Genomic DNA, 18379 nt, shown 5'->3' on the forward strand with positions numbered 1-18379 from the left:
GACTGGCACCGGCTGGGTCCTGGACGATCTCTTCGATAAACGGAGCGGCAAATGATCAACGCGCCGACGATCACCACCATCGACTCGGATCTCGTCTCCTTCGGCGGAAACTGAACCAGTCAGACGCGACGAACATCACGCACCGCAAGTAACCGCGCCAGCGATGCAAAAAACAAAAGGCGCTGACCGATCGGTTCAGCGCCCTGTCGCCATCGACGCGCGGTGAAACCCGCGCCGCAACCCGCTCACGCGCCGGCCTTCTCACGCGCCGCCTTCCCCGCCGCAGGCAACCCCTGCTCGTGCGTGCGGCGCATCCGCGCGAGGCCGTGCGCGACATGCTCGCGCACCAGTGCGACCGCCTTCTCCTCGTCGCCGCTCGCGAGCGCCTGCACGATCTTGTCGTGCTCGGCCGCCGACACCGCGATCGCATCCTCCTCGGCCTCGATCGCGGCCTGGCGCAGCAGCCCGAGCTGGCGCACGAGCCGGCGATAGGTGTCGGTGAGATGCGTATTGCCGACGCCGACCACCATCGCGTCGTGGAACTGCACGTTCAGCTCGGTATAGCGCGTGACGTCGTGCGTCTTCGCGGCATCCTTCATCGACTGGATGATGCCCTTCAGCACCTTCAGCGTGTCGGGCGAAATGCGTTTCGCGAGCGCGCGCGCGACCGACTCGTCGAGCATCGCGCGCACTTCGTAGATCTCTTCGGCCTCGCGCAGCGGCACGACGCGCACCGTCACGCCGCGGTTCTTCTCGTTGCGCAGCAGCCCGGCCTGCTCGAGCGCGCGGAATGCTTCGCGCACGGGGCCGCGCGACACGTTCAGCTTGGTCGCGATATCGACTTCGTTGAGCTTCTCGCCCGGCGCATATTCGCCGGACACGATCGCGCGCTCGAGCATGTCCTGGACAATCATCGCGAGCGACTGGCTTTGCAGGAGTTCGATGGCGTTGAGCGCGTTCGGGGCAGTCATGGTCGGGCAGGCAGCGACGCTGCGGAAGAAAAACGAGGGCGCCATGTCGGCGAATGATCGTTATATACCCTCGGCCCGATACATTGTCAACAGTTTTCAGTTTCCAAAAACCGGTTCCGCGTGCCGGAATGCAACCGGCACGCGGCATCGTGCGGCCGGCGTGAGCACGCCGAACCGCTCGATGCGGGCCTGCCGTCAGGCCGGCTGCTTCACCGGCCCCGGGTCGCTCTGGCTCGGCCGCCCCGTCTCGACGTGGCCCGCGAAGCGGCGCACGACCTTGTCGTCGCCACCGCGCAGCGTGGTCGCGGTGATCGTCAGATCGTACCAGCCGTGGCTCGACGACAGCTCGAAGTGATCCTCGATGCGCTCGCCCGGCTCCAGCGTGTAGCTGCGTGCATGCGCATGGCTGTACGCGTTGTCGACGACCACGCGGCACGCCGCGCCGCCGCTGTTGCGCAGCTGCAGGTACACGTGGCGGTTGCGCACGTCGTAGCCGATCTTCGCTTCCGGGTTCGCGTGGCGGCCGTCCGCGGCCAGCCGCGTGTTGCCCTGGAATTCGCACAGATAGCCGTTCGGGCCATAGGCGGCGAGATGGTAGTCGCCGCGCGCGGCCGACGTGCTCCAGGTATCGGCGAAGCGGTCGTGCGAGGACACCGCGTAACGGCGCGGCGGCGTCGCCGGATTGCGGCGGTCGTACACGTAGAATGCGGCGCCCGCGTCACCCGAATTCGCGAAATCGAGCGACACGCTGTCGTCGCGGCCGTTCACGCGGGCATGCACGAACAGCTCGTACGGCAGCGCCCGCGCCGGACGCGTGCCGGGCTCCTGCGCCGGCATCGACTGCTGCGCGGGCACCTGGTACGCCTGGCCGGCCGTCTGGATGTGCTGCGGCACCGTGAAGCTCACCGTGCGCGTATCGGGTCGCGCGGAGAAATCGAATGCCGACGTGAGGTCGCCGCAGACCGAGCGGCGCCACGCGCTGATGTTCGGCTCCTGCACGCCGAAGCGCGCTTCGAGGAAACGCAGCACCGACGTGTGGTCGAACGTCTCCGAGCAGACCCAGCCGCCCTTCGTCCACGGCGAGATGATGATCAGCGGCACGCGCGGCCCGAGGCCGATCGGCTGGATGCCCCCCGGGTCCGCACCCGGCACGAGCGGGCTCATCTCGCCCGGGTACTTGTTCAGGTCGAGCAGTTCGTCGCCGAGGTTCGACAGCAGGTTCGACGACACGATGCCCTGGCCGCCCACGCCGCTCGTGACCGGCGGCACCGGCGGCACGACGTGGTCGAACAGCCCGTCGTTTTCGTCGTAATTGAGGATGAACACCGTCTTCGCCCACACCTCGGGGTTCGACGTCAGCGCCTCGAGCACCATGTTGATGTAGAACGCGCCGTCGGTCGGCGACGCCTGCGGGTGTTCGCTGTACTTGTACGGCGACACGATCCACGACACCTGCGGCAGCCGGTTCGCCTGCACGTCGGCCTTCAGCTCGGCGAGCGTGTGGTCCGACGCGCCCTTGTCGACCAGCGGGCCGCTCGCGCCTTCCTTCACCTGGAAGCGCTTGAAGAACATCAGCGAGTTGTCGGTGTAGTTGTCCGTCGGGTCGCCCGGGATGCCCGTGCCGCCCTGGTACAGCTTCCAGCTGATCTTCGCGTTCTCGAGGCGTTCCGCGTAGGTCGTCCACGTGTAGCCGTTCGTGTTGTTGCGCTCGCCGATGCCGGGGCCGTTCGGCTGCGTGCCGTACACGTTGCGCGAATCGATCGTGCCGGTCCACAGGTAGATGCGGTTCGGCGCCGTGTCGGCGTGCGCGGAGCAGAAGTACGAATCGCAGATCGTGAACGCGTCGGCGAGCGCGTAGTGGTACGTGAGGTCCTGGCGCTTCAGGTAGCCCATCGTCAGCACGTCCTGCTTCTGGTTCACCCACTGGTCCCACTGGCCGTTGTTCCAGGACAGGTGGCCGCTGCTCCAGCCGTGGTTGGTGCCCGGCTGGAATTCGGTCGTCTGCTTCGGGTCGAGGTAGAACGGCAGCACGTACGGCGCGGACGGGTCGAGCCCGCGCGAGTGGTAGTTCTTCGTGAACACCGACGCCGGCGGCTGCTGCCACACCGGCGCGCCGCTCGGCAGCAGGTGCGGGCGCGGGTCGTTGAAGCCGCGCACGCCGCGCAGCCCGCCGAAGTAATGGTCGAACGAGCGGTTTTCCTGCATGAAGATCACGACGTGTTCGACGTCGCGGATCGTGCCGGTGCGATAGGCGGCCGGCATCGCGAGCGCCTTGCGGATCGCCGGCGGGAAGCCGGCGTAGGCGGCCATCGCGCCGGCCGACTGGGCGGCGAGGCGCAGGAAATCGCGTCGATTGGTGGCGGACATGAGGAGGATCCTGTGGGTCGGTAAGGGTGGCGCCGGTCGAGCGGGGCCGGCGGTCGGTGCGTTGCCGCTATTACTCCGCACCGGCATGTCCCGGCCGTGACCGGTTCCAGCAGGTTTCTTGCGGTCACCCCCAGCTTTTTTTCGAAGCGGCGCACGACGCACCTTTCACGTGGCCGACACACGCATGCGCTACGCTGACGCGCGATGAAGAGGGGGGAGAAGCCGAGTCGTGTTCGATCAGCTGAAGGCGTTCCACGCGACCGTCCGGCAGGGCAGCATCACGCGCGCCGCGCGCCACCTGGGCGTGAGCCAGCCGACGATCGCCGCGCAGATCCGGCAGGTCGAGCAGTTGTACGGCGTCGAGCTGTTCTATCGCAGCGGCCGCAAGCTCGAGGTCACCGAGACCGGCATCGAGCTGCTGCCGCTCGTCGAGAAGATGATCGCGCTCGAGGCGCAGGCCGACATCATGCTGCGCAACGTCGGCGGCCTGTTCGAAGGCCATCTGCGGATCGGCGCGACCGGGCCGTACTACATCATGGACGCGGTCGGCCGCTTCTCGCACGCGCATCCGTCGATCGCGCTCACGTGCCGGATCGGCAATTCCGAGGAAATCCTGCAGGCGCTGCACGAATTCCGCATCGACCTCGCGGTGTCGTCGCAGCGCAATGACGCGGACGGCCTCGAACGCAAGGTGATCTCGACCGATCCGCTCGTGCTCGTCGTGCATCGCGACCATCCGCTCGCACGCTTCGACGCGATCGACGCCGCGCAGCTCGCCGACGTGCGGCTCCTGATTCGCGAGGAAGGGTCGGTCACGCGTCGCTGCACGGAGACGATCCTCGCGGCGGCCGGGGTCGCGGCCACGTCGGTCGCCGAGATCGGCAGCCGCGAAGCGATCCGCGAGGCGATCCTGCATGGCGTGGGCGGAAGCCTGTTTCCGCGCGGCGAGGCCGAGCGTCACCCGGACCTGCGCGTCGTCGCGCTGCGCGGCATCGACACGACGATCGACGAATACGTGTACTACCTGAAGGCGCGCCGCCAAAGCCCGGCGATCGATGCGTTCCTCGCGTGCATCGTACCGGCGCAGACCGCGACCCGCGACGCAACGCACGCGACGCGGCCGGTGAACGCGCGCTGAGCCGCCGCGCGTTCGTCGGCTTCGCGTTTTTCCCTTCGCGCTTCCCGGCGCTTTTCCGGGCGCGTTTCCCGCGTTGTTCCTGCGTTGTTCCTGCGTTGTTCCCGCGCCTTCCGTCGTTGCGCTCCTCGTGCCTTCCTTGCCGCTTCCCGCCGCGCGTCACTTCGGCAGCGCGGGGATCATCCACGTCAGCACGTGCTGCTGCAGGAACACGAGCACGCCGAGCAGCAGTGTGAGGATCACGCTGTGCCAGAAGGTGCGCGCGAACACGATGCCTTCCTGCCCCTTCAGGTCGGTCGTCGAGACGCCCGTCGCGATGTTCTGCGGCGAGATCATCTTGCCCATCACGCCACCCGACGAGTTGGTCGCGGCCATCAGTACCGGATCGAGGCCGAGTTGCCGCGCGGCGACCACCTGCAGGTTGCCGAACAGCGCGTTGCCGGACGTGTCGCTGCCGGACAGGAACACCGCGATCCAGCCGAGCGACGCCGACACGAGCGGGAACAGCGCACCGGTCGACGCGACACCGGTGCCGAGCGTGTAGCTGATTCCCGAGTAGTTCAGCAGGTACGCAAGCCCGACGATCATCATCACCGTGATGATCGCGATCCACGTCTGCCGCCACGTCTTGACCACGCATTCGAGGAACGCGCCGGCGCCGGTGCGCGTCAGCACGGCCGTGATGATCGCCGACAGGAGGATCGCGGTGCCGGTGCCGAGCGGCTGGAAGTCCCAGATCGCCGCATACGGCTTGTGGTACAGCGAAACGAAGACCGCGTTGTGCAGGCCCGGCCACTTGATCTTCACGTCGCCGATCGCCGCGATGTTCGCGTGCACCCAGACGATCACGACCACCGACACGACGATCCACGGCAGCCAGCCGCCGAAGCCCGCGCGCGCGGCGCCGGCCGTGGCGGGCACGCTGCGCGCGAGCGCGTATTGCGGATCGGGCTGCGGCTTCCACACCTGCAGGAAGCCGATCGTGACGATCAGCGACGTGAGCGACGACAGCACGTCGGTGAGTTGGTAGCCGAGGAAATTCGACGTGACGAACTGCGCGATCGCGAAGCTCGCGCCCGACACGAGCAGCGCGGGCCACAGTTTCGAGATCGAGCGCAGGCCGCCGTACGCGCCGACCACGTAGAACGGCAGCAGCAGCGCGAAGAACGGCAGTTGCCGGCCGACCATCGCGCCGAGCGTCGCGGGCGGCAGCGACGTGACCGCGCCGAGCACGGTGATCGGCACGCCGAGCGCGCCGAACGCGACTGGCGCCGTGTTGAACAGCAGCGTGTAGGTGAGCGCTTCGAGCGCGGGGAAGCCGAGCGCGATCAAGAGTGCGCTGGTGATCGCGACCGGCGTGCCAAACCCGGAGATCCCTTCGAGCAGGCAGCCGAAAGAGAACGCGACGACGAGCAGCACGAGGCGGCGGTCGTCGGGCAGGTGGTCGAGCATCCACTGCCGGAACTGGTCGAAGCGGCCCGACTTCACCGCGATGTTGTACAGCAGCAAGGCGTTGAACACGATCCACATCACCGGCACGACCGCGAGCGCCATGCCGGCGCCGACCGCGTTGAACGCGAGGCCGGCCGGCATGCCCCACGCGCCGATCGCGACCGCGAGGCCGGTGACGAGGCCGGCGAGCGACGCCTGCCATGCCGGCCGGCGCAGCACGCCGAGCGCGATCAGCGCGACCGCGATCGGAATCACCGCGACGAGGAACGACAGGAACAGCGAGTTGGCGACGGGCGTCAACGGCTGCGCGAACAGGATGCCGGGCGGCAGGGTTGCGGTGGGATTCATCGTGTCTCGTGTCTCCGTGTCGACAGGAGTGAGCGCTTTAGCGGTTACTCCTGTCCCATGCTTCGCGGTCGATAGGAGTTAGCGCTTTAGCGCTTGCTCCTGTCCCATGCTTCGCGGTCGACAGGAGTTGGCGCTTTAGCGCTTGCTCCTGTCCCATGCTTCGCGGTCGACAGGAGTTGGCGCTTTAGCGCTTGCTCCTGTCCCGTATCAAACGTGCGTTCCACGACGGCGAAGATCGCCCGACGCTTGCGCATGCAACCATGCCGCAGCGCCGACCGATCGGTCGCTTAAAAAAGGTTAGGAGGCGCATCGCGCTTGCACAAGGAGGGCAAGCCCGATGCGCGCGGCGTCGACACACGGAATCCGCCGCACGCTGAACGGCGGCTGGCGCCGCACTGACACGCACGCCAGCATGCCGCCGGCGCAATGTTGCTCAGGCGACAAAGGTGACTGACGGCACGCGGGGTGTTTCGTTTGGCGTCCGAAGCCTAGACTGGCTGCATCGATTCCGCCCGCGCCGACGAAGGGCGCGGCGCCGGATACCTCACGGAGCAAACACGATGAAAACCATGAAACTTGCGGCGTGCGCATTCCTGCTGATCGGCTCGGCTGTCGCCGCCCAGGCCCAGGCCGCGTCGACGCTGACCCGCGCGCAAGTTCGCCAGGAACTCGCGGAACTGCAGGCCGCCGGCTACCGGCCGAGTCTCGCCAGCAGCCCGGACTTTCCGCAAAACATGCAGGCGGTCATGCAGCGCGCCGCGCAGGCGCGCGGCGACGCGGCCGGCTACGGCAGCAACGGCCATGCGAATGTGGAATCGGGGAAACCGGCACTGCCGCACGTGGTCGATCGCGACACGTACGCGCATCACTGAAGCGGACGAAACCGGGCCGGGCGCGTGACTGCGCAACCGGCCCGCCCGCCGCGCGACGCGCAGCGGGCCGCGGCCGTCAAACGCTGAAGCGGTTCAGCGTATACGCACGATAGGCCGCGACGAACGCGTCGAACGATCCGGCCTCCTTCGTTTCCAGCTCGGCCTGCTCGGCCAGCGACTTCGCGGCGAGCGCCTGCTCGGCGCGCATCGTCTCCGCCGACGGCGGGTTCGCGCGGAAATGCGCGGCATGCGCTTCGCTGTGCGCGCACGCGAACGCGAGGAACGACTGCCCGTTCTCGCGCATCGTGCGCAGCACGCGCGCCGACGGCGTGCGCTCCGGATCGGCGAGCTTCTCGCGCTGCGCGGCAATCGCACGCGCATGCTCGTCGCCACCGCGGATCTCGTCGAGACGGCGCCCGATGGTTTCGATATCGGCCATCAGGTCGTCCGCCCACGCCTGCAGCGTGACCGGCTGGCCGTCGCGCGTCAGCGTCAGCCCGGGCTTGCGCCCGTCCATCGTCACGCTGCCGAAGTTCGCGTTCGCTTCCTTGTACGCGTCGCAGTCGAGCGCGGGGCTCTCGTCGAGCGCGCACGCGAGCAGGAATGCGTCGATGAAGCGCGCGGTCTCCAGCGCGATGCCGGTCGGCTCGAACGGATCGATGTCGAGGCAGCGCACTTCGATGTACTGCACGCCGCGCGACGCGAGCGCATGCAGCGGCCGCTCGCCCGAATACGTGACGCGCTTCGGCCGGATCGTCGAGTAGAACTCGTTCTCGATCTGCAGCACGTTCGTGTTGATCTGGATCCACTCGCCGTCGCGATGCGTGCCGATCGCCTCGTACGGCGGATACGGCTCGCTCACGGCCTTCGACAGCGCGTCGAGATAGGCGGGCAGCGTGTTGTAATCGACTTGCAGCGCGGCCTGCGCGGTCGTGTTCGAGTACCCGAGGTCGCTCATCCGCAGGCTCGTCGCATATGGCCGGTACAGCGTATCGGCGTCGAACGTGTCGAGCTTGTGCGGCTTGCCGCGCAGGAACTTCGTGTCGAGCGCGGGCGACGCGCCGAACAGGTACATCAACAGCCAGCTGCGGCGGCGGAAGTTGCGGATCTGCGCGAGATAGCGCTCCGACTGGTAGTCGACCAGCGTGGCCGTCGAGCCCTCTTCCGCATGCAGGCGCCGCCACACTTCCTCGTGCAGCGAGTAGTTGTAGTGGATGCCGGCGATGCACTGCATCGTGCGGCCGTAGCGATACGCGAGGCCGCGGCGATACACCGTCTTCAGGCGACCGATGTTCGACGTGCCGTAGTCGGCGATCGGGATTTCGTCGTCGGCCGGCAGTTGGCCCGGCATCGAGTTATTCCACAGCATCTCGTCGCCGAGCGACGCATACACGTAGCGGTGCAGATCGTCGAGGCGTTCGAGCGTGATCGACGCGTCGGCTTCCGCCGGCGTGATCAGTTCGATCAGCGCTTCGGAATAGTCGGTCGTCAATGACGGGTGCGTGAGTGCCGAACCGAGCGCGCGCGGATGCGGCGTGAACGCGATCATCCCGTCGCGCGTCACGCGCAGGCTTTCCTTTTCGATGCCGCGCAGGCCGTCGGGCAGATGCTGCCGCGTCGGGCCCGAGCTCAGCGCTTCGAGACGATTCAGCAGCAGTTCGGACTGGCGGTGAGTCATGGTGTTCGACATGGAGACGCAAGTGCGTGACGGCCGCGCGCAGGATGCCGCGCGGCCGGCTGGATTATTGGTCGCTTCGTTGGTAGCGGGCACTTTAACATCTCGCCGTCACGCGCGCTTGAGGTGACTCCGGGTGGTGCGCGCCCGCCGCGGCGGCCCGCCGGGCGGGCCGATGGCGATGCTCGCCGTGCGCGCGGCGGACCGTCCGTCGGCACCGCCGGACGCGACGATCACGCGAAATTCGTCGGAAGTAACATGAGCCGTGCACGCCACGGCGCCGCCAGGTGCAACCCGCGCAGCCGAACCCGCGATGCGTCGCCGTCACGCTCGAGCCGCCCGCACGCCGGGGGATGACGGCCGCCGGAACGGGGTGATCGCCGTCAAGCGTCGCAACCGTGAGCACCACCGACCGATCGCTGCCGGCCCGGCGCCGTTTGCGGGTCGCAGCGCGGCCATGCCCGCGCACCCGCCGGCCGGCCGCGGCGACCGTCATCCGCCGCGCGCGCCGCCGGCCCGGTCGGCCACGTCGTTCCACAGATGCAGCGCCGCATACGCGCGCCACGGCCGCCAGCCTTCGGTGCGGCGCTTCTGGCTCGTGAGCCGGTCGAGCGACGGATCGCGCGCGGTGATCGACTGCATCAGCACGAGATCGGACGCCGGCCATGCGTCCGGGTCGCGCCACGCACGCATCGCGATGTATTCGACGGTCCACGGGCCGATACCGGGCAGGTCGAGCCAGGCGCTACGCAGCGTCGCGAGATCGGCCTGGGCGGGATCGAGCGGCACGTGGCCGGCTGCCACCGCGCGCGCCACGCCCGTCAGCGCCGCGGCCCGCTTGCCGGGCATTCCGATCTTCTCCAGATCGCAGGCGGCGAGCGCGTCCGGCGTCGGGAAACGCCAGGCGGGCACGCCGTCCGGCGCCGCCATGCCGTCGTCGTGCGCGACGCGCTCGCCGGCCCGCTGGACGAGCCGGCCGACGATCGTCGTCGCCGCCTTCACGCTCACCTGCTGGCCGACGATCGCGCGCACCGCGAGCTCGAATCCCGACCAGGCGCCCGGCACGCGCAGCCCCGGGGCTGCATCGACGAGCGGCGCGAACCACGGGTCGCGCGCAAGCCCGCTCCCGATCGCGGCCGGATCGGCGCCGAGGTCGAACATCGACGCGACGCGGCGCGCGAATGCATCGTCGACATGCCGCGCGGCCGCCCCGTCGACCGTCGCGATCAGGCAATGCCTGCGCGGATGCTTCGTGACGGTCAGCCGGCCCGCGTCGCCGTGCAGGTCGACGATGCGGCGATACACGCCGTCGACGACCTGTTCGACGCCCGGAATCGCCCGTCCGCTGAAGAAGCGCAGCACGCGCGCCCAGTCGTACGGCGCCTTGAAGCGCAGTTCCATCTGCGCGGACGGCGGCACCTGGCCGCCATCCGCGATCGACGTAATCGTGTTTTTTTCGATGCTCAAACTGCGTTGCCCTCCGCAACGGCTTCGGTTTCATCGTCGTGCGCATGGCGCGCCTCGGACGCGAGCAGCGTTGCCTTGCGGCGTACGCCCCAGCGATATCCGGCGAGCGCGCCGCCCTTCTGCACGACACGGTGGCACGGAATCGCGAGCGCGACCGGGTTCGACGCGCAGGCCGATGCGACGGCCCGCACCGCACGCGGCGCGCCCAGTGCCTCCGCGATCTCCGAGTAGCTGCGCGTTTCGCCGTACGGGATGTGCGTCAGCGCTTCCCAGACGCGCTGCTGGAACGCGGTCGGCGCGATGTCGAGCGGCAGGTCGAACGCGTGCCGCGTGCCGTCGAGGTAGGCGCGGATCTGCGCGACGAACGGCGCGAGCCGCGAAGGCGATTCGACCAGCTCCGCACGCGCGAACGCATCCGTCAGTTCGCCGACGAGCGACGCCGGCTCGTCGCCGAACGCGATCCGGCAGATGCCCTGTTCGGTCGCGGCGACGAGCACCGTGCCGAGCGGCGTCGACGCGGTCGCATAGTCGATCCGCAGGCCGGCGCCCTGGCGACGGAACGCGGACGGCGCCATGCCCAGTTCACGCGGCACCGATGCGTAGAGCCGCGACGGCGAGTTGAAACCCGCGTCGACGGCCGCCTGCGTAACCGGCTGCCCGCTTTGCAGCGCCTCGCGCAAGGCGGCGCCGCGCTGCGCGGCCTGGTACTGCCGCGGCGACACACCGACCACGCGCTTGAACAGCCGCTGCAGGTGGAACGGGCTTACGTGCACGGCGTCGCTCAGTTGCTGCAGCGTGAGCCGCTCCGCATGCGCGTCGAGCACCGCGCAGGCACGATTGACGATCTCGAGCTCGCGCGGCAGCCCTTCCGGCTGGCAGCGCTTGCACGGACGAAAACCGGCCGCGCGCGCGTCGGCCGGACTGGCAAAGAAGGACACATGCTCGCGCCGCGGCAGCCGCGACGCGCAGCTCGGGCGGCAGAACACACCGGTCGTGCGCACGGCGTAGAAGAACGCGCCGTCCGCATGCGGGTCGCGGGCGGTCACGGCGCCCCAGCGGGCATCGTCGGTCGGATAGGCGGTTGTCATCTGAACCTCGCACTCTCTAGTGTAGATGGTGCCTACTCTAGACATCGGCATGGGCCGTCGCGCCCTGAATCTTGCTCTGTGATTCGCACCGGCGAAACCGGGGGCACATCGCAATCGATCAATCGGACGAAACACCGCGCAAAGCGCTGCTCCGGCACCGCTTTCGTCATCGTCGCGTCACCCTTTTGCTGCAGTGCGGCTGCGACCAATCGCCGTCCTGACCATTTTTTACACTCGGAATATTGCAACGCACCATCGCCGTGTGTATAGTTGGAACTGTCTCCTCCATGTCTCCTCCTGATATGGATTAAGCCCGTTCCGCTCTGCGTGAACGGGCTTTTTTTCGTCCGTCGATCGTGCAGCATTGCGGCATCCGTCGCCGGCGCGGTCTACACTCGGTGCACGTCATCCGAAGGAGTGCCCCGCTCATGAAACCGACCATCCGCGCGATCGATCACGTCGTGCTGCGCGTGACCGACATGGCTGCGATGACGCGCTTTTACTGCGATGCCGTCGGCTGCCACGTGGAGAAGGAACAGCCCGACCTGGGCCTCGTGCAGTTGCGCGCCGGCGACGCGCTGATCGACCTGCTGACGGTCGGCGGCCCGATCGATCGTCCCGACAGCGGCCCGCCCGGCACCGGCCGCAACCTCGACCATCTGTGCCTGCGCGTCGAGCCGTTCGACGCCGACGCGCTGATCGAGCATTTCGCCGCGCATGGCGCGCGCCCCGGCGCCCCCGCCGATCGCTACGGCGCCGGCGGCTACGGGCCGTCGATCTATCTGTTCGATCCCGAAGGGAACATGCTGGAATTCAAGGGGCCGCCCGCCGCGTTCGGCTGAGCGGCGCGCCGGCGGTCAAGCGTCGGCGAACGGCTTCAGCACCGTCCATTCGACCGCCACCGGATCGTGGTCGGCGCTCGAGATCCAGGCGGCGCCGTCCTGCACCGTGCACTGCAGGCGCATCGTGCGCTCGGCGAGACGCCCGAGCGCGGCCGCGACGCCATCGGCCAGCGACAGCACCTGCACGTTGCGCAGCCGCTCCACCTTGCTGCGCACGCCCTGCCACCAGATATCCGAGGTCTTGCCGCCGTACGCGATCACCGTGACCTGCCCGGCGCGGCCGGCCGCCTTCGAGATGCGCCGTTCGTCGGGCTGGCCGGCCTCGATCCATACGTCGATCGCCCCCGTCAGGTCCTTCTGCCACAGATCGGGCTCGTCGACGTCCGACAGCCCCTTGCAGAATTCGAGACGCTCGTGCGCGAACAGCGCGAACGCGACGATGCGCACCATCATCCGGTCGTCGGTTTCGGACGGGTGACGGGCGACCGTCAGCGCGTGATCGGCGTAGTAGTGCCGATCCATGTCGGCGATTTGCAGCTCGGCTTTGTAGATCGTGGATTTCAGCGCCATGCGGATACGGCCCGGGCGGGCATTCGGTTCGGTCGGGCCGTGATGATACCGAATGCGCGCCGCCCGGCGCGTGACGGGCGCGCCACAGCACGACGGCCCGGCATCGGCCGGGCCGCGTTCGGGTCGCGCCGCCGGCGGTTGCGGCAGGCGCGCGGGGGCGAGAGGTGCGCGTGCGGGTTACTGCTTGACGAAGCGCGAATCGGTCCAGAGGCCCTGCTGGTCGCTGTTGTCGGCGCTGACGAACTGGACGTCGCCCTGATCGACCGACACCACGCGGAAGCGCTGGCCTTCCGGCACCGACAGGCAACGGTAGTCGTCGAAGTACTGCTGCTTCGCCTGCGACTTGCCGTCACGTTCGTGACTCAGTACGGAGTCCAGATTGTCTTTCGACAGACAGCCCCACGCATTCTTCGTCAGCTGGATTTCCTGCTTCGGCTGGACAGCCGCATCGCCGCCCGCCTGGGCGATCGACACCACGGAAAATGCGCCGACGAGGGCAAAAAGGACACCGGTACGCTTCATCATGTTCTGTCTCCAGGCTTGCGGGCACCAGGCTCGGTTAGCTATGTGTTTAAAGGTGATCGTGAACCCGCGTTTTTCACTTTAGAAGACCGGCAAGCGATATCAAGCACATTTGTTGTGCGATCGCAATAGCGGCGAATTGTCGCACCCTGCGCGCGCCCGGTTTTTTACTTGCGGCGGCGTCTGCCGTCCGGCGGATTCGCCCGCGCCGCCGGAAGCAAAGCCTTATCCGGCAAGCCTTTCGGAGAAACTGCAGTCCATCGGCTGAACGGTTTGGATAATTCATTTCAATAACGGGACCATTTTGATGCGTTGCACATAAAGTCATCCGAAATGATCTGAATTTACCGCAGTGCGGCACCGGATTTACCTGATACAAGAAAAATGCCAGGTATAAGCGCACTCGTATTTACCGGTATTTTTCCGGGCAGGCTTGGCGCCCGCTGCAGCGGAGCCGCAGCGGGCGTTCGCCACCTTATTCAGACCGCTTGCGGACGCTCGAAATAATCGCGCTGGAAAATGCACATGCGATAAGCGTTGTGATACGCGCCGTTTCCGAAAAATTCTTCCTTCAATTCCGCCTCGTGCTGGAATCCGCATTTCTCGTACACGTGGATGGCCGCCGCATTCGACGTGTCGACGATCAGGTACAGCTTGCGCATGTTCAGCACCTTGAACGCATATTCGATCGCGAGGCGCGTCGCCTGCCCCGCATAGCCGCGCCCCTGGCATTGGGGCGCGATGATGATCTGGAATTCGCCGCGACGGTGAATGTAGTCGAGCTCGATCAGCTCGACGAGGCCGACCAGCTCGTCCTGCGGATCGACCGCGACGAAGCGGCGCTCGCGCTGGTCGTGCACGTGACGGTCATACAGTTGCGACAGCTCGGAGAAGGTTTCGTACGGCTCCTCGAACCAGTAGCGCATGATCTTCGCGTCGTTGTTCAGCTCGTGAACGAAGCGCAGGTCCTGGCGCTCCAGCGGCCGTAGTGCAAGCGTGTGCTTGTCGTTCTGGAGTTGCATGTTCGTGTCCTTTTTGATGCCCGCGCGCGCATGAAACACCCGTGCGGCGGCGCCGCGAACGGGGCGCGTTCCGCGCTGTAAGAAGTTGACCGCGGGCGAAGGTCAGAGCCTAGAATGGACACAAGGGTTCCTGCCACCGCAAGGAGGCTATCGTGATCGAGCAAGTCATACTCGGCATCTTCCTCGTGCTGCCACTCATGATCGTGGCTGCGCTGTTCTCCGACGAACTGTGGCAGGAACATCGGCGCCAGCATCCGCGCGACGAAAATGCACCGCATATCGACTGGAAACATCCGTGGCGCCGGGTGCGGCGCGGACACTGAGCCGATCGCCATCCCCGCAGCGCACCCGCGCGGGCGGGGCGCTGCACACGGTGCAAACGGTGCAACCGCTTTCCGCCACGAACCGCGTCGAACCGAATCCCGTCCAACCAGCGAGCCGCCGCCGTGAACGACAAACCCGCTCTCCCTCCGCACGATATCCCCGGCGAAGCGATCGACCTGCAGATTGCCGACGTGCTGGCGGCCGTCCGTTACCCGGCCAACAAGGATGCGATCGTCGACGCCGCACGCGACGCCGGCGCCAGTAACGAAGTGCTGTCGATGCTCGACGGCCTGCCCGAACAGGACTACGCGGACGTCGATGCCGTCACGCGCTGGGTCGCCGGCAACTTCGGCCCCGGCCTCGGTATTTGAGCGCACGCCAATAACGCGATAGGATCGGGCCGCACCGGTTGCGCTGTGGCCGGATGCATGCTGCCCGGCGCCAAGACCGGGCGTGACCGCACGAGTGCCCGGGGGAATCCATGGAAGGCATCCTGATCCAGCATACGACGCGTCGTCAGCTTTGGTTCGGCGCGCTCACGGCACTCGTCATCATGCTCGCGCTGGCGATCGCCGTGCCGCACGCAAACGTCACGCTGCCGGCCGTCGAGCCGTTCATGCCGATGTGCGCGCTGACCGTGTTCACCACCGCGAGCATCGCCGCCTTCTTCCTCGGCGCGCAGTTCACCGTCACGCGCCAGCCCGTGCTCGGTGCGCTCGGCGGCGCCTATGCGTTCACCGCACTCGCCGTCGCGCTGCAGCTGCTCACCTTCCCCGGCGTGTTCGCGCCGCAAGGCCTGCTCGGCGCGCGTCCGCAAAGCGCCGCGTGGATGTGGGTCTTCTGGCATGCCGGCTTTCCGTGCTTCGTGATGGCCGCGCTGCTCGCGCGCGAGCGGCTCACGCATGCGCCGGTCGGCGCGGCGCAGACGCGCCTGTGGACCTTCGCGCTGGTCGGCGGCCCGGCCGTCGCGGCCGCGCTGCTGTGCGTGCTCGCGCTGAACGTCGCCCTGCCGCCCGCGTTCCATCCGCCGGGCGACGCAGCCGCGCTGCCCGTCGACGGGATCGCGCTGGTCGTGTGGCTGCTCAATGCGCTCGCGCTCGTCGCCGTGCTGGCTTCCGGCCGACTGCGCACGACGCTCGACCTGTGGCTCGCGATCGCGGTGCTCGCCTGCCTCACCGACACGACGCTGAACCTGCTGACCACGAGCCGCTTCACGGTCGGCTGGTATCTCGCACGCGTGTTCAGCATGTTCACGCCGGGCGTGCTGGTGTGCGTGCTCGCCTGGGAAGTGACGAAGCTGTATCAGCAGCTGTTCGAGGCGCACGCGACGCTGGTTCGTTCGTCCGCGCGCGACGGGCTGACCGGCGCGTTCAATCGCAGCCACTTCAACGATCACTTCCACACGCTGTTCCTGCAAGCGCGGCGACAAGGCGAGCCGTTGTCGCTGCTGATGGTCGACGTCGATCACTTCAAGGCGTACAACGACGCGTTCGGGCACGTGAAGGGCGACGCGTGCCTGATCGCGGTCGCGAATGCGCTGGCCGGCGCGGTGCGGCGGCCGGCCGATATCGTCGCGCGCTACGGCGGCGAGGAGTTTGCCATCGTGCTGCCGAACACCGGTGCGCGCGGTGCACGGGTCGTTGCCGAGGAAGCGCGCGAAGCGGTGCTGCGGATCGATCTCGCGATGCCCGGGTCGCCGGCCGGGCGCGTGAGCGTCAGCGTCGGTTGCGCGACCGTGTCGGCCGACGACCTGTCGACGCCCGATGCGTTGATCGAAGCCGCCGATGCCGCGCTGTATCGTGCGAAGGATGCGGGGCGAAACCGCGTCGTGGCGGCGTGAAAACGTCTGCGGATTGGGGATTTGTTACGGTCATTGTGACCGAAATAATCCGCCGTTACGGATTGCCGCGCGGGGAAACGATCGCTTACAGCCGGTGTTGAAGGCGCTCGCTATGCTGGGTTCATGTCGAATCCGAGCAGGTGAGCGTGATGAAGAAAACCCTTTTGCTGATTGCCGGTGTCGCCGTGCTGTTGAGCGGCTGCATCGTGGTGCCGGATGGCGGCGGGTATGGGTATTACGGTGATGGCGGGTATTACCACCATCATCATCGGCATTGGGATTGATGCATTGCACCCCGGCTGTCGCGACGACGCAGTCCGGATCAGTCCATTGATCCGGATCGCTGGGGACGGGAATTCGAAGCGCCGGTGTTCCGTTGAAATCCCCGCCTACTTGCCAATACAAAACCTGCTGAAAATCACGCCCAGCAGATCATCCGAAGTGAATTCCCCGGTAATCGCATTGAGTTGCTCCTGCGCGAGCCGCAACTCCTCCGCAAACAGATCGAGCGATTGCGCGCGCTGCTCGGCGTGATCCGCCGCCTGCGCCAGATGCTCCTGCGCAGCCCGCAGCGCAATCAAGTGCCGCTCGCGCGCCAGATAGACGCCTTCCGCCCCCGCCTGCCACCCCGCGATCCGCAGGAGTTCCGCGCGCAGCATGTCGATGCCGTCGCCGCGCTTGGCCGACAGATGCACCTCGGTCAGGTCGCCTTCGGCCGCCGGATGCTCGACGCACGCCGGCACGCCGGTGAGGTCCGTCTTGTTCAACACCCGCACCACCGGCACGCCATCCGGGAACCGTGCCGCGATCGTCTCGTCGTCCACCGTCATCCCCGTGCGCGAATCGAGCAGATGCAGCACGACGTCGGCGCGCTCGATCTCGCTCCACGTGCGCGCAATCCCGATCCGCTCGACTTCGTCCTCCGTCTCGCGCAGCCCGGCCGTATCGATGATGTGCAGCGGAATCCCTTCGACCTGGATCGTCTGCGCGACCTTGTCGCGCGTCGTGCCCGCGATCGGCGTGACGATCGCCAGCTCCGCGCCGGCGAGCGCGTTCAGCAGCGACGACTTGCCGACGTTCGGCTGCCCCGCGAGCACGACCGACAACCCTTCGCGCAGCAGCGCGCCCTGCCGCGCGTCACCGAGCACGTGCGCCAGTTGCTCGCGGATCCTCGCGAGCTTGCCGCGCGCATCGGCCGCTTCCAGGAAGTCGATTTCCTCTTCCGGGAAATCGAGCGTCGCCTCGACCAGCATCCGCAGCGTGATCACATCCTCGACGAGCGCGTGGATCTGCCGCGAGAACGCGCCGTCGAGCGAGCGCCCGGCCGAGCGCGCCGCCGCTTCGGTACTCGCCTCGATCAGGTCGGCCACCGCCTCGGCCTGCGCGAGATCGAGCTTGTCGTTCAGGAACGCGCGCCGCGTGAACTCGCCCGGTTCCGCGAGCCGCAACCCGAAGCCGCGCCCCGCATCGAGGCAACGCTGCAGCAGCAGCTGCATCACGATCGGCCCGCCGTGCCCCTGCAACTCGAGCACGTGCTCGCCGGTGTACGAATGCGGCGCGGGGAAATACAGCGCGATTCCGCGGTCGAGCGGCGCGCCGTGCGCGTCGAGGAACGGCACGTAGCTCGCATGGCGCGGCGCGAGCCGCTGCCCGCACAACGCGTCGATCAGCGGCAGCGCGGCCGCCTCGCCGCCGCGCCCGAACGACACGCGGACGACGCCGATGCCCCCCCGGCCGGCAGCAGTGGCAATGGCGACGATCGGATCGGAATCGGTAGCGAGCATGGGAATCGGATGAATCGGGTGAACAGAGCGTCAATGGTGCGCCCGCACAACAGTTCGGGCATCGGGACGCCGGCATTGTAGCCTGCCGGCCCGCACGCCA

The 18379-nt window shown here is 67.6% G+C and carries 17 protein-coding genes; 7 read left to right on the plus strand and 10 right to left on the minus strand.

The window, feature by feature from the left end; translation table 11 throughout:
* Nucleotides 1-245: 245 nt before the first annotated feature.
* On the minus strand, nucleotides 246-971 hold the full coding sequence (locus DIE16_RS11810; protein WP_044847361.1) for a phosphonate utilization associated transcriptional regulator: 726 nt from the start codon (nucleotides 969-971) through the stop codon (nucleotides 246-248).
* A 195-nt stretch (nucleotides 972-1166) separates the two neighbouring features.
* Entirely contained in the window at nucleotides 1167-3338 is a 2172-nt protein-coding gene (locus DIE16_RS11815) for a phosphocholine-specific phospholipase C (RefSeq protein ID WP_124892321.1), read from the minus strand.
* Between the two features lie 229 nt (nucleotides 3339-3567).
* Here DIE16_RS11815 and DIE16_RS11820 point away from each other — a divergent pair, with 229 nt between their 5' ends.
* Entirely contained in the window at nucleotides 3568-4476 is a 909-nt protein-coding gene (locus DIE16_RS11820) for a LysR family transcriptional regulator (protein ID WP_124666581.1), read from the plus strand.
* Between the two features lie 156 nt (nucleotides 4477-4632).
* Here DIE16_RS11820 and DIE16_RS11825 read toward each other — a convergent pair whose 3' ends face one another.
* On the minus strand, nucleotides 4633-6273 hold the full coding sequence (locus DIE16_RS11825; protein ID WP_124486726.1) for an L-lactate permease: 1641 nt from the start codon (nucleotides 6271-6273) through the stop codon (nucleotides 4633-4635).
* A gap of 560 nt (nucleotides 6274-6833) precedes the next feature.
* Here DIE16_RS11825 and DIE16_RS11835 point away from each other — a divergent pair.
* Entirely contained in the window at nucleotides 6834-7145 is a 312-nt protein-coding gene (locus DIE16_RS11835; protein WP_124486728.1) for a DUF4148 domain-containing protein, read from the plus strand.
* A 76-nt stretch (nucleotides 7146-7221) separates the two neighbouring features.
* Here the strand turns inward: DIE16_RS11835 and gshA are convergent, their stop codons facing one another.
* From gshA to ada, 3 genes are all read right to left on the minus strand, one after another.
* The gene (gshA, locus tag DIE16_RS11840) at nucleotides 7222-8835 is read right to left on the minus strand and encodes a glutamate--cysteine ligase (protein ID WP_185640845.1); all 1614 of its coding nucleotides are present in this window, start codon (nucleotides 8833-8835) and stop codon (nucleotides 7222-7224) included.
* Nucleotides 8836-9312: 477 nt separating this feature from the next.
* A complete protein-coding gene (locus DIE16_RS11850) occupies nucleotides 9313-10287 on the minus strand; it encodes a DNA-3-methyladenine glycosylase (RefSeq protein WP_124892322.1) in 975 nt (324 codons plus the stop codon).
* Nucleotides 10284-11375 (minus strand): bifunctional DNA-binding transcriptional regulator/O6-methylguanine-DNA methyltransferase Ada, encoded by a 1092-nt coding sequence (gene ada / locus DIE16_RS11855; protein ID WP_124892323.1) that lies wholly within the window; start codon nucleotides 11373-11375, stop codon nucleotides 10284-10286. Before ada ends, DIE16_RS11850 begins: the two co-directional genes overlap by 4 nt.
* Nucleotides 11376-11803: 428 nt before the next feature.
* Here ada and DIE16_RS11865 point away from each other — a divergent pair, with 428 nt between their 5' ends.
* Complete coding sequence (locus DIE16_RS11865; RefSeq protein WP_124570787.1) at nucleotides 11804-12217, plus strand: VOC family protein; 414 nt, start codon at nucleotides 11804-11806, stop codon at nucleotides 12215-12217.
* Between the two features lie 15 nt (nucleotides 12218-12232).
* Here DIE16_RS11865 and DIE16_RS11870 read toward each other — a convergent pair whose 3' ends face one another.
* The 3 genes from DIE16_RS11870 to speG form a co-directional block, all read right to left on the minus strand.
* A complete protein-coding gene (locus tag DIE16_RS11870; RefSeq protein WP_124486733.1) occupies nucleotides 12233-12787 on the minus strand; it encodes a YaeQ family protein in 555 nt (184 codons plus the stop codon).
* Nucleotides 12788-12964: 177 nt separating this feature from the next.
* Nucleotides 12965-13312 carry a surface attachment protein Sap1 gene (sap1, locus tag DIE16_RS11875; RefSeq protein ID WP_044848669.1) on the minus strand — a complete coding sequence of 116 codons (348 nt, stop codon included), beginning with the start codon at nucleotides 13310-13312 and terminating at the stop codon, nucleotides 12965-12967.
* A 476-nt stretch (nucleotides 13313-13788) separates the two neighbouring features.
* Nucleotides 13789-14331, minus strand: coding sequence for a spermidine N1-acetyltransferase (gene speG, locus DIE16_RS11885; RefSeq protein ID WP_124486734.1), 543 nt, complete (start codon nucleotides 14329-14331; stop codon nucleotides 13789-13791).
* 152 nt (nucleotides 14332-14483) lie between these two features.
* Between speG and DIE16_RS36575 the strand changes: the two genes are divergently transcribed.
* From DIE16_RS36575 to DIE16_RS37065, 4 genes are all read left to right on the plus strand, one after another.
* Entirely contained in the window at nucleotides 14484-14654 is a 171-nt protein-coding gene (locus tag DIE16_RS36575) for a hypothetical protein (RefSeq protein WP_044848668.1), read from the plus strand.
* Between the two features lie 123 nt (nucleotides 14655-14777).
* Nucleotides 14778-15026, plus strand: a complete 249-nt coding sequence (locus tag DIE16_RS11890) for a DUF2795 domain-containing protein (protein WP_006756942.1) — start codon at nucleotides 14778-14780, stop codon at nucleotides 15024-15026.
* A gap of 110 nt (nucleotides 15027-15136) precedes the next feature.
* Nucleotides 15137-16495: a sensor domain-containing diguanylate cyclase gene (locus tag DIE16_RS11895; protein ID WP_124520582.1), complete on the plus strand. Its 1359-nt coding sequence runs from the start codon at nucleotides 15137-15139 to the stop codon at nucleotides 16493-16495.
* Between the two features lie 149 nt (nucleotides 16496-16644).
* Nucleotides 16645-16779 (plus strand): hypothetical protein, encoded by a 135-nt coding sequence (locus DIE16_RS37065; RefSeq protein ID WP_257773917.1) that lies wholly within the window; start codon nucleotides 16645-16647, stop codon nucleotides 16777-16779.
* Nucleotides 16780-16884: 105 nt separating this feature from the next.
* On the opposite strand, the gene mnmE is transcribed toward DIE16_RS37065, so the two are convergent.
* The gene (gene mnmE / locus DIE16_RS11900; protein ID WP_124666589.1) at nucleotides 16885-18279 is read right to left on the minus strand and encodes a tRNA uridine-5-carboxymethylaminomethyl(34) synthesis GTPase MnmE; all 1395 of its coding nucleotides are present in this window, start codon (nucleotides 18277-18279) and stop codon (nucleotides 16885-16887) included.
* Between the last annotated feature and the right edge of the window lie 100 nt (nucleotides 18280-18379).

Origin of the sequence: Burkholderia sp. Bp9090, from assembly GCF_003857985.1 — a bacterium.
GTDB lineage: Bacteria > Pseudomonadota > Gammaproteobacteria > Burkholderiales > Burkholderiaceae > Burkholderia.

Excerpts from the sequence above, each read along its gene's own strand:
- DIE16_RS11810 (WP_044847361.1), bottom strand. The coding sequence starts at position 971 with ATGACTGCCCCGAACGCGCTCAACGCCATCGAACTCCTGCAAAGCCAG.
- DIE16_RS11815 (WP_124892321.1), bottom strand. The coding sequence starts at position 3,338 with ATGTCCGCCACCAATCGACGCGATTTCCTGCGCCTCGCCGCCCAGTCG.
- DIE16_RS11825 (WP_124486726.1), bottom strand. The coding sequence starts at position 6,273 with ATGAATCCCACCGCAACCCTGCCGCCCGGCATCCTGTTCGCGCAGCCG.
- DIE16_RS11835 (WP_124486728.1), top strand. The coding sequence starts at position 6,834 with ATGAAAACCATGAAACTTGCGGCGTGCGCATTCCTGCTGATCGGCTCG.
- gshA (WP_185640845.1), bottom strand. The coding sequence starts at position 8,835 with ATGTCGAACACCATGACTCACCGCCAGTCCGAACTGCTGCTGAATCGT.
- ada (WP_124892323.1), bottom strand. The coding sequence starts at position 11,375 with ATGACAACCGCCTATCCGACCGACGATGCCCGCTGGGGCGCCGTGACC.
- DIE16_RS11865 (WP_124570787.1), top strand. The coding sequence starts at position 11,804 with ATGAAACCGACCATCCGCGCGATCGATCACGTCGTGCTGCGCGTGACC.
- DIE16_RS11870 (WP_124486733.1), bottom strand. The coding sequence starts at position 12,787 with ATGGCGCTGAAATCCACGATCTACAAAGCCGAGCTGCAAATCGCCGAC.
- sap1 (WP_044848669.1), bottom strand. The coding sequence starts at position 13,312 with ATGATGAAGCGTACCGGTGTCCTTTTTGCCCTCGTCGGCGCATTTTCC.
- speG (WP_124486734.1), bottom strand. The coding sequence starts at position 14,331 with ATGCAACTCCAGAACGACAAGCACACGCTTGCACTACGGCCGCTGGAG.
- DIE16_RS11895 (WP_124520582.1), top strand. The coding sequence starts at position 15,137 with ATGGAAGGCATCCTGATCCAGCATACGACGCGTCGTCAGCTTTGGTTC.
- DIE16_RS37065 (WP_257773917.1), top strand. The coding sequence starts at position 16,645 with ATGAAGAAAACCCTTTTGCTGATTGCCGGTGTCGCCGTGCTGTTGAGC.
- mnmE (WP_124666589.1), bottom strand. The coding sequence starts at position 18,279 with ATGCTCGCTACCGATTCCGATCCGATCGTCGCCATTGCCACTGCTGCC.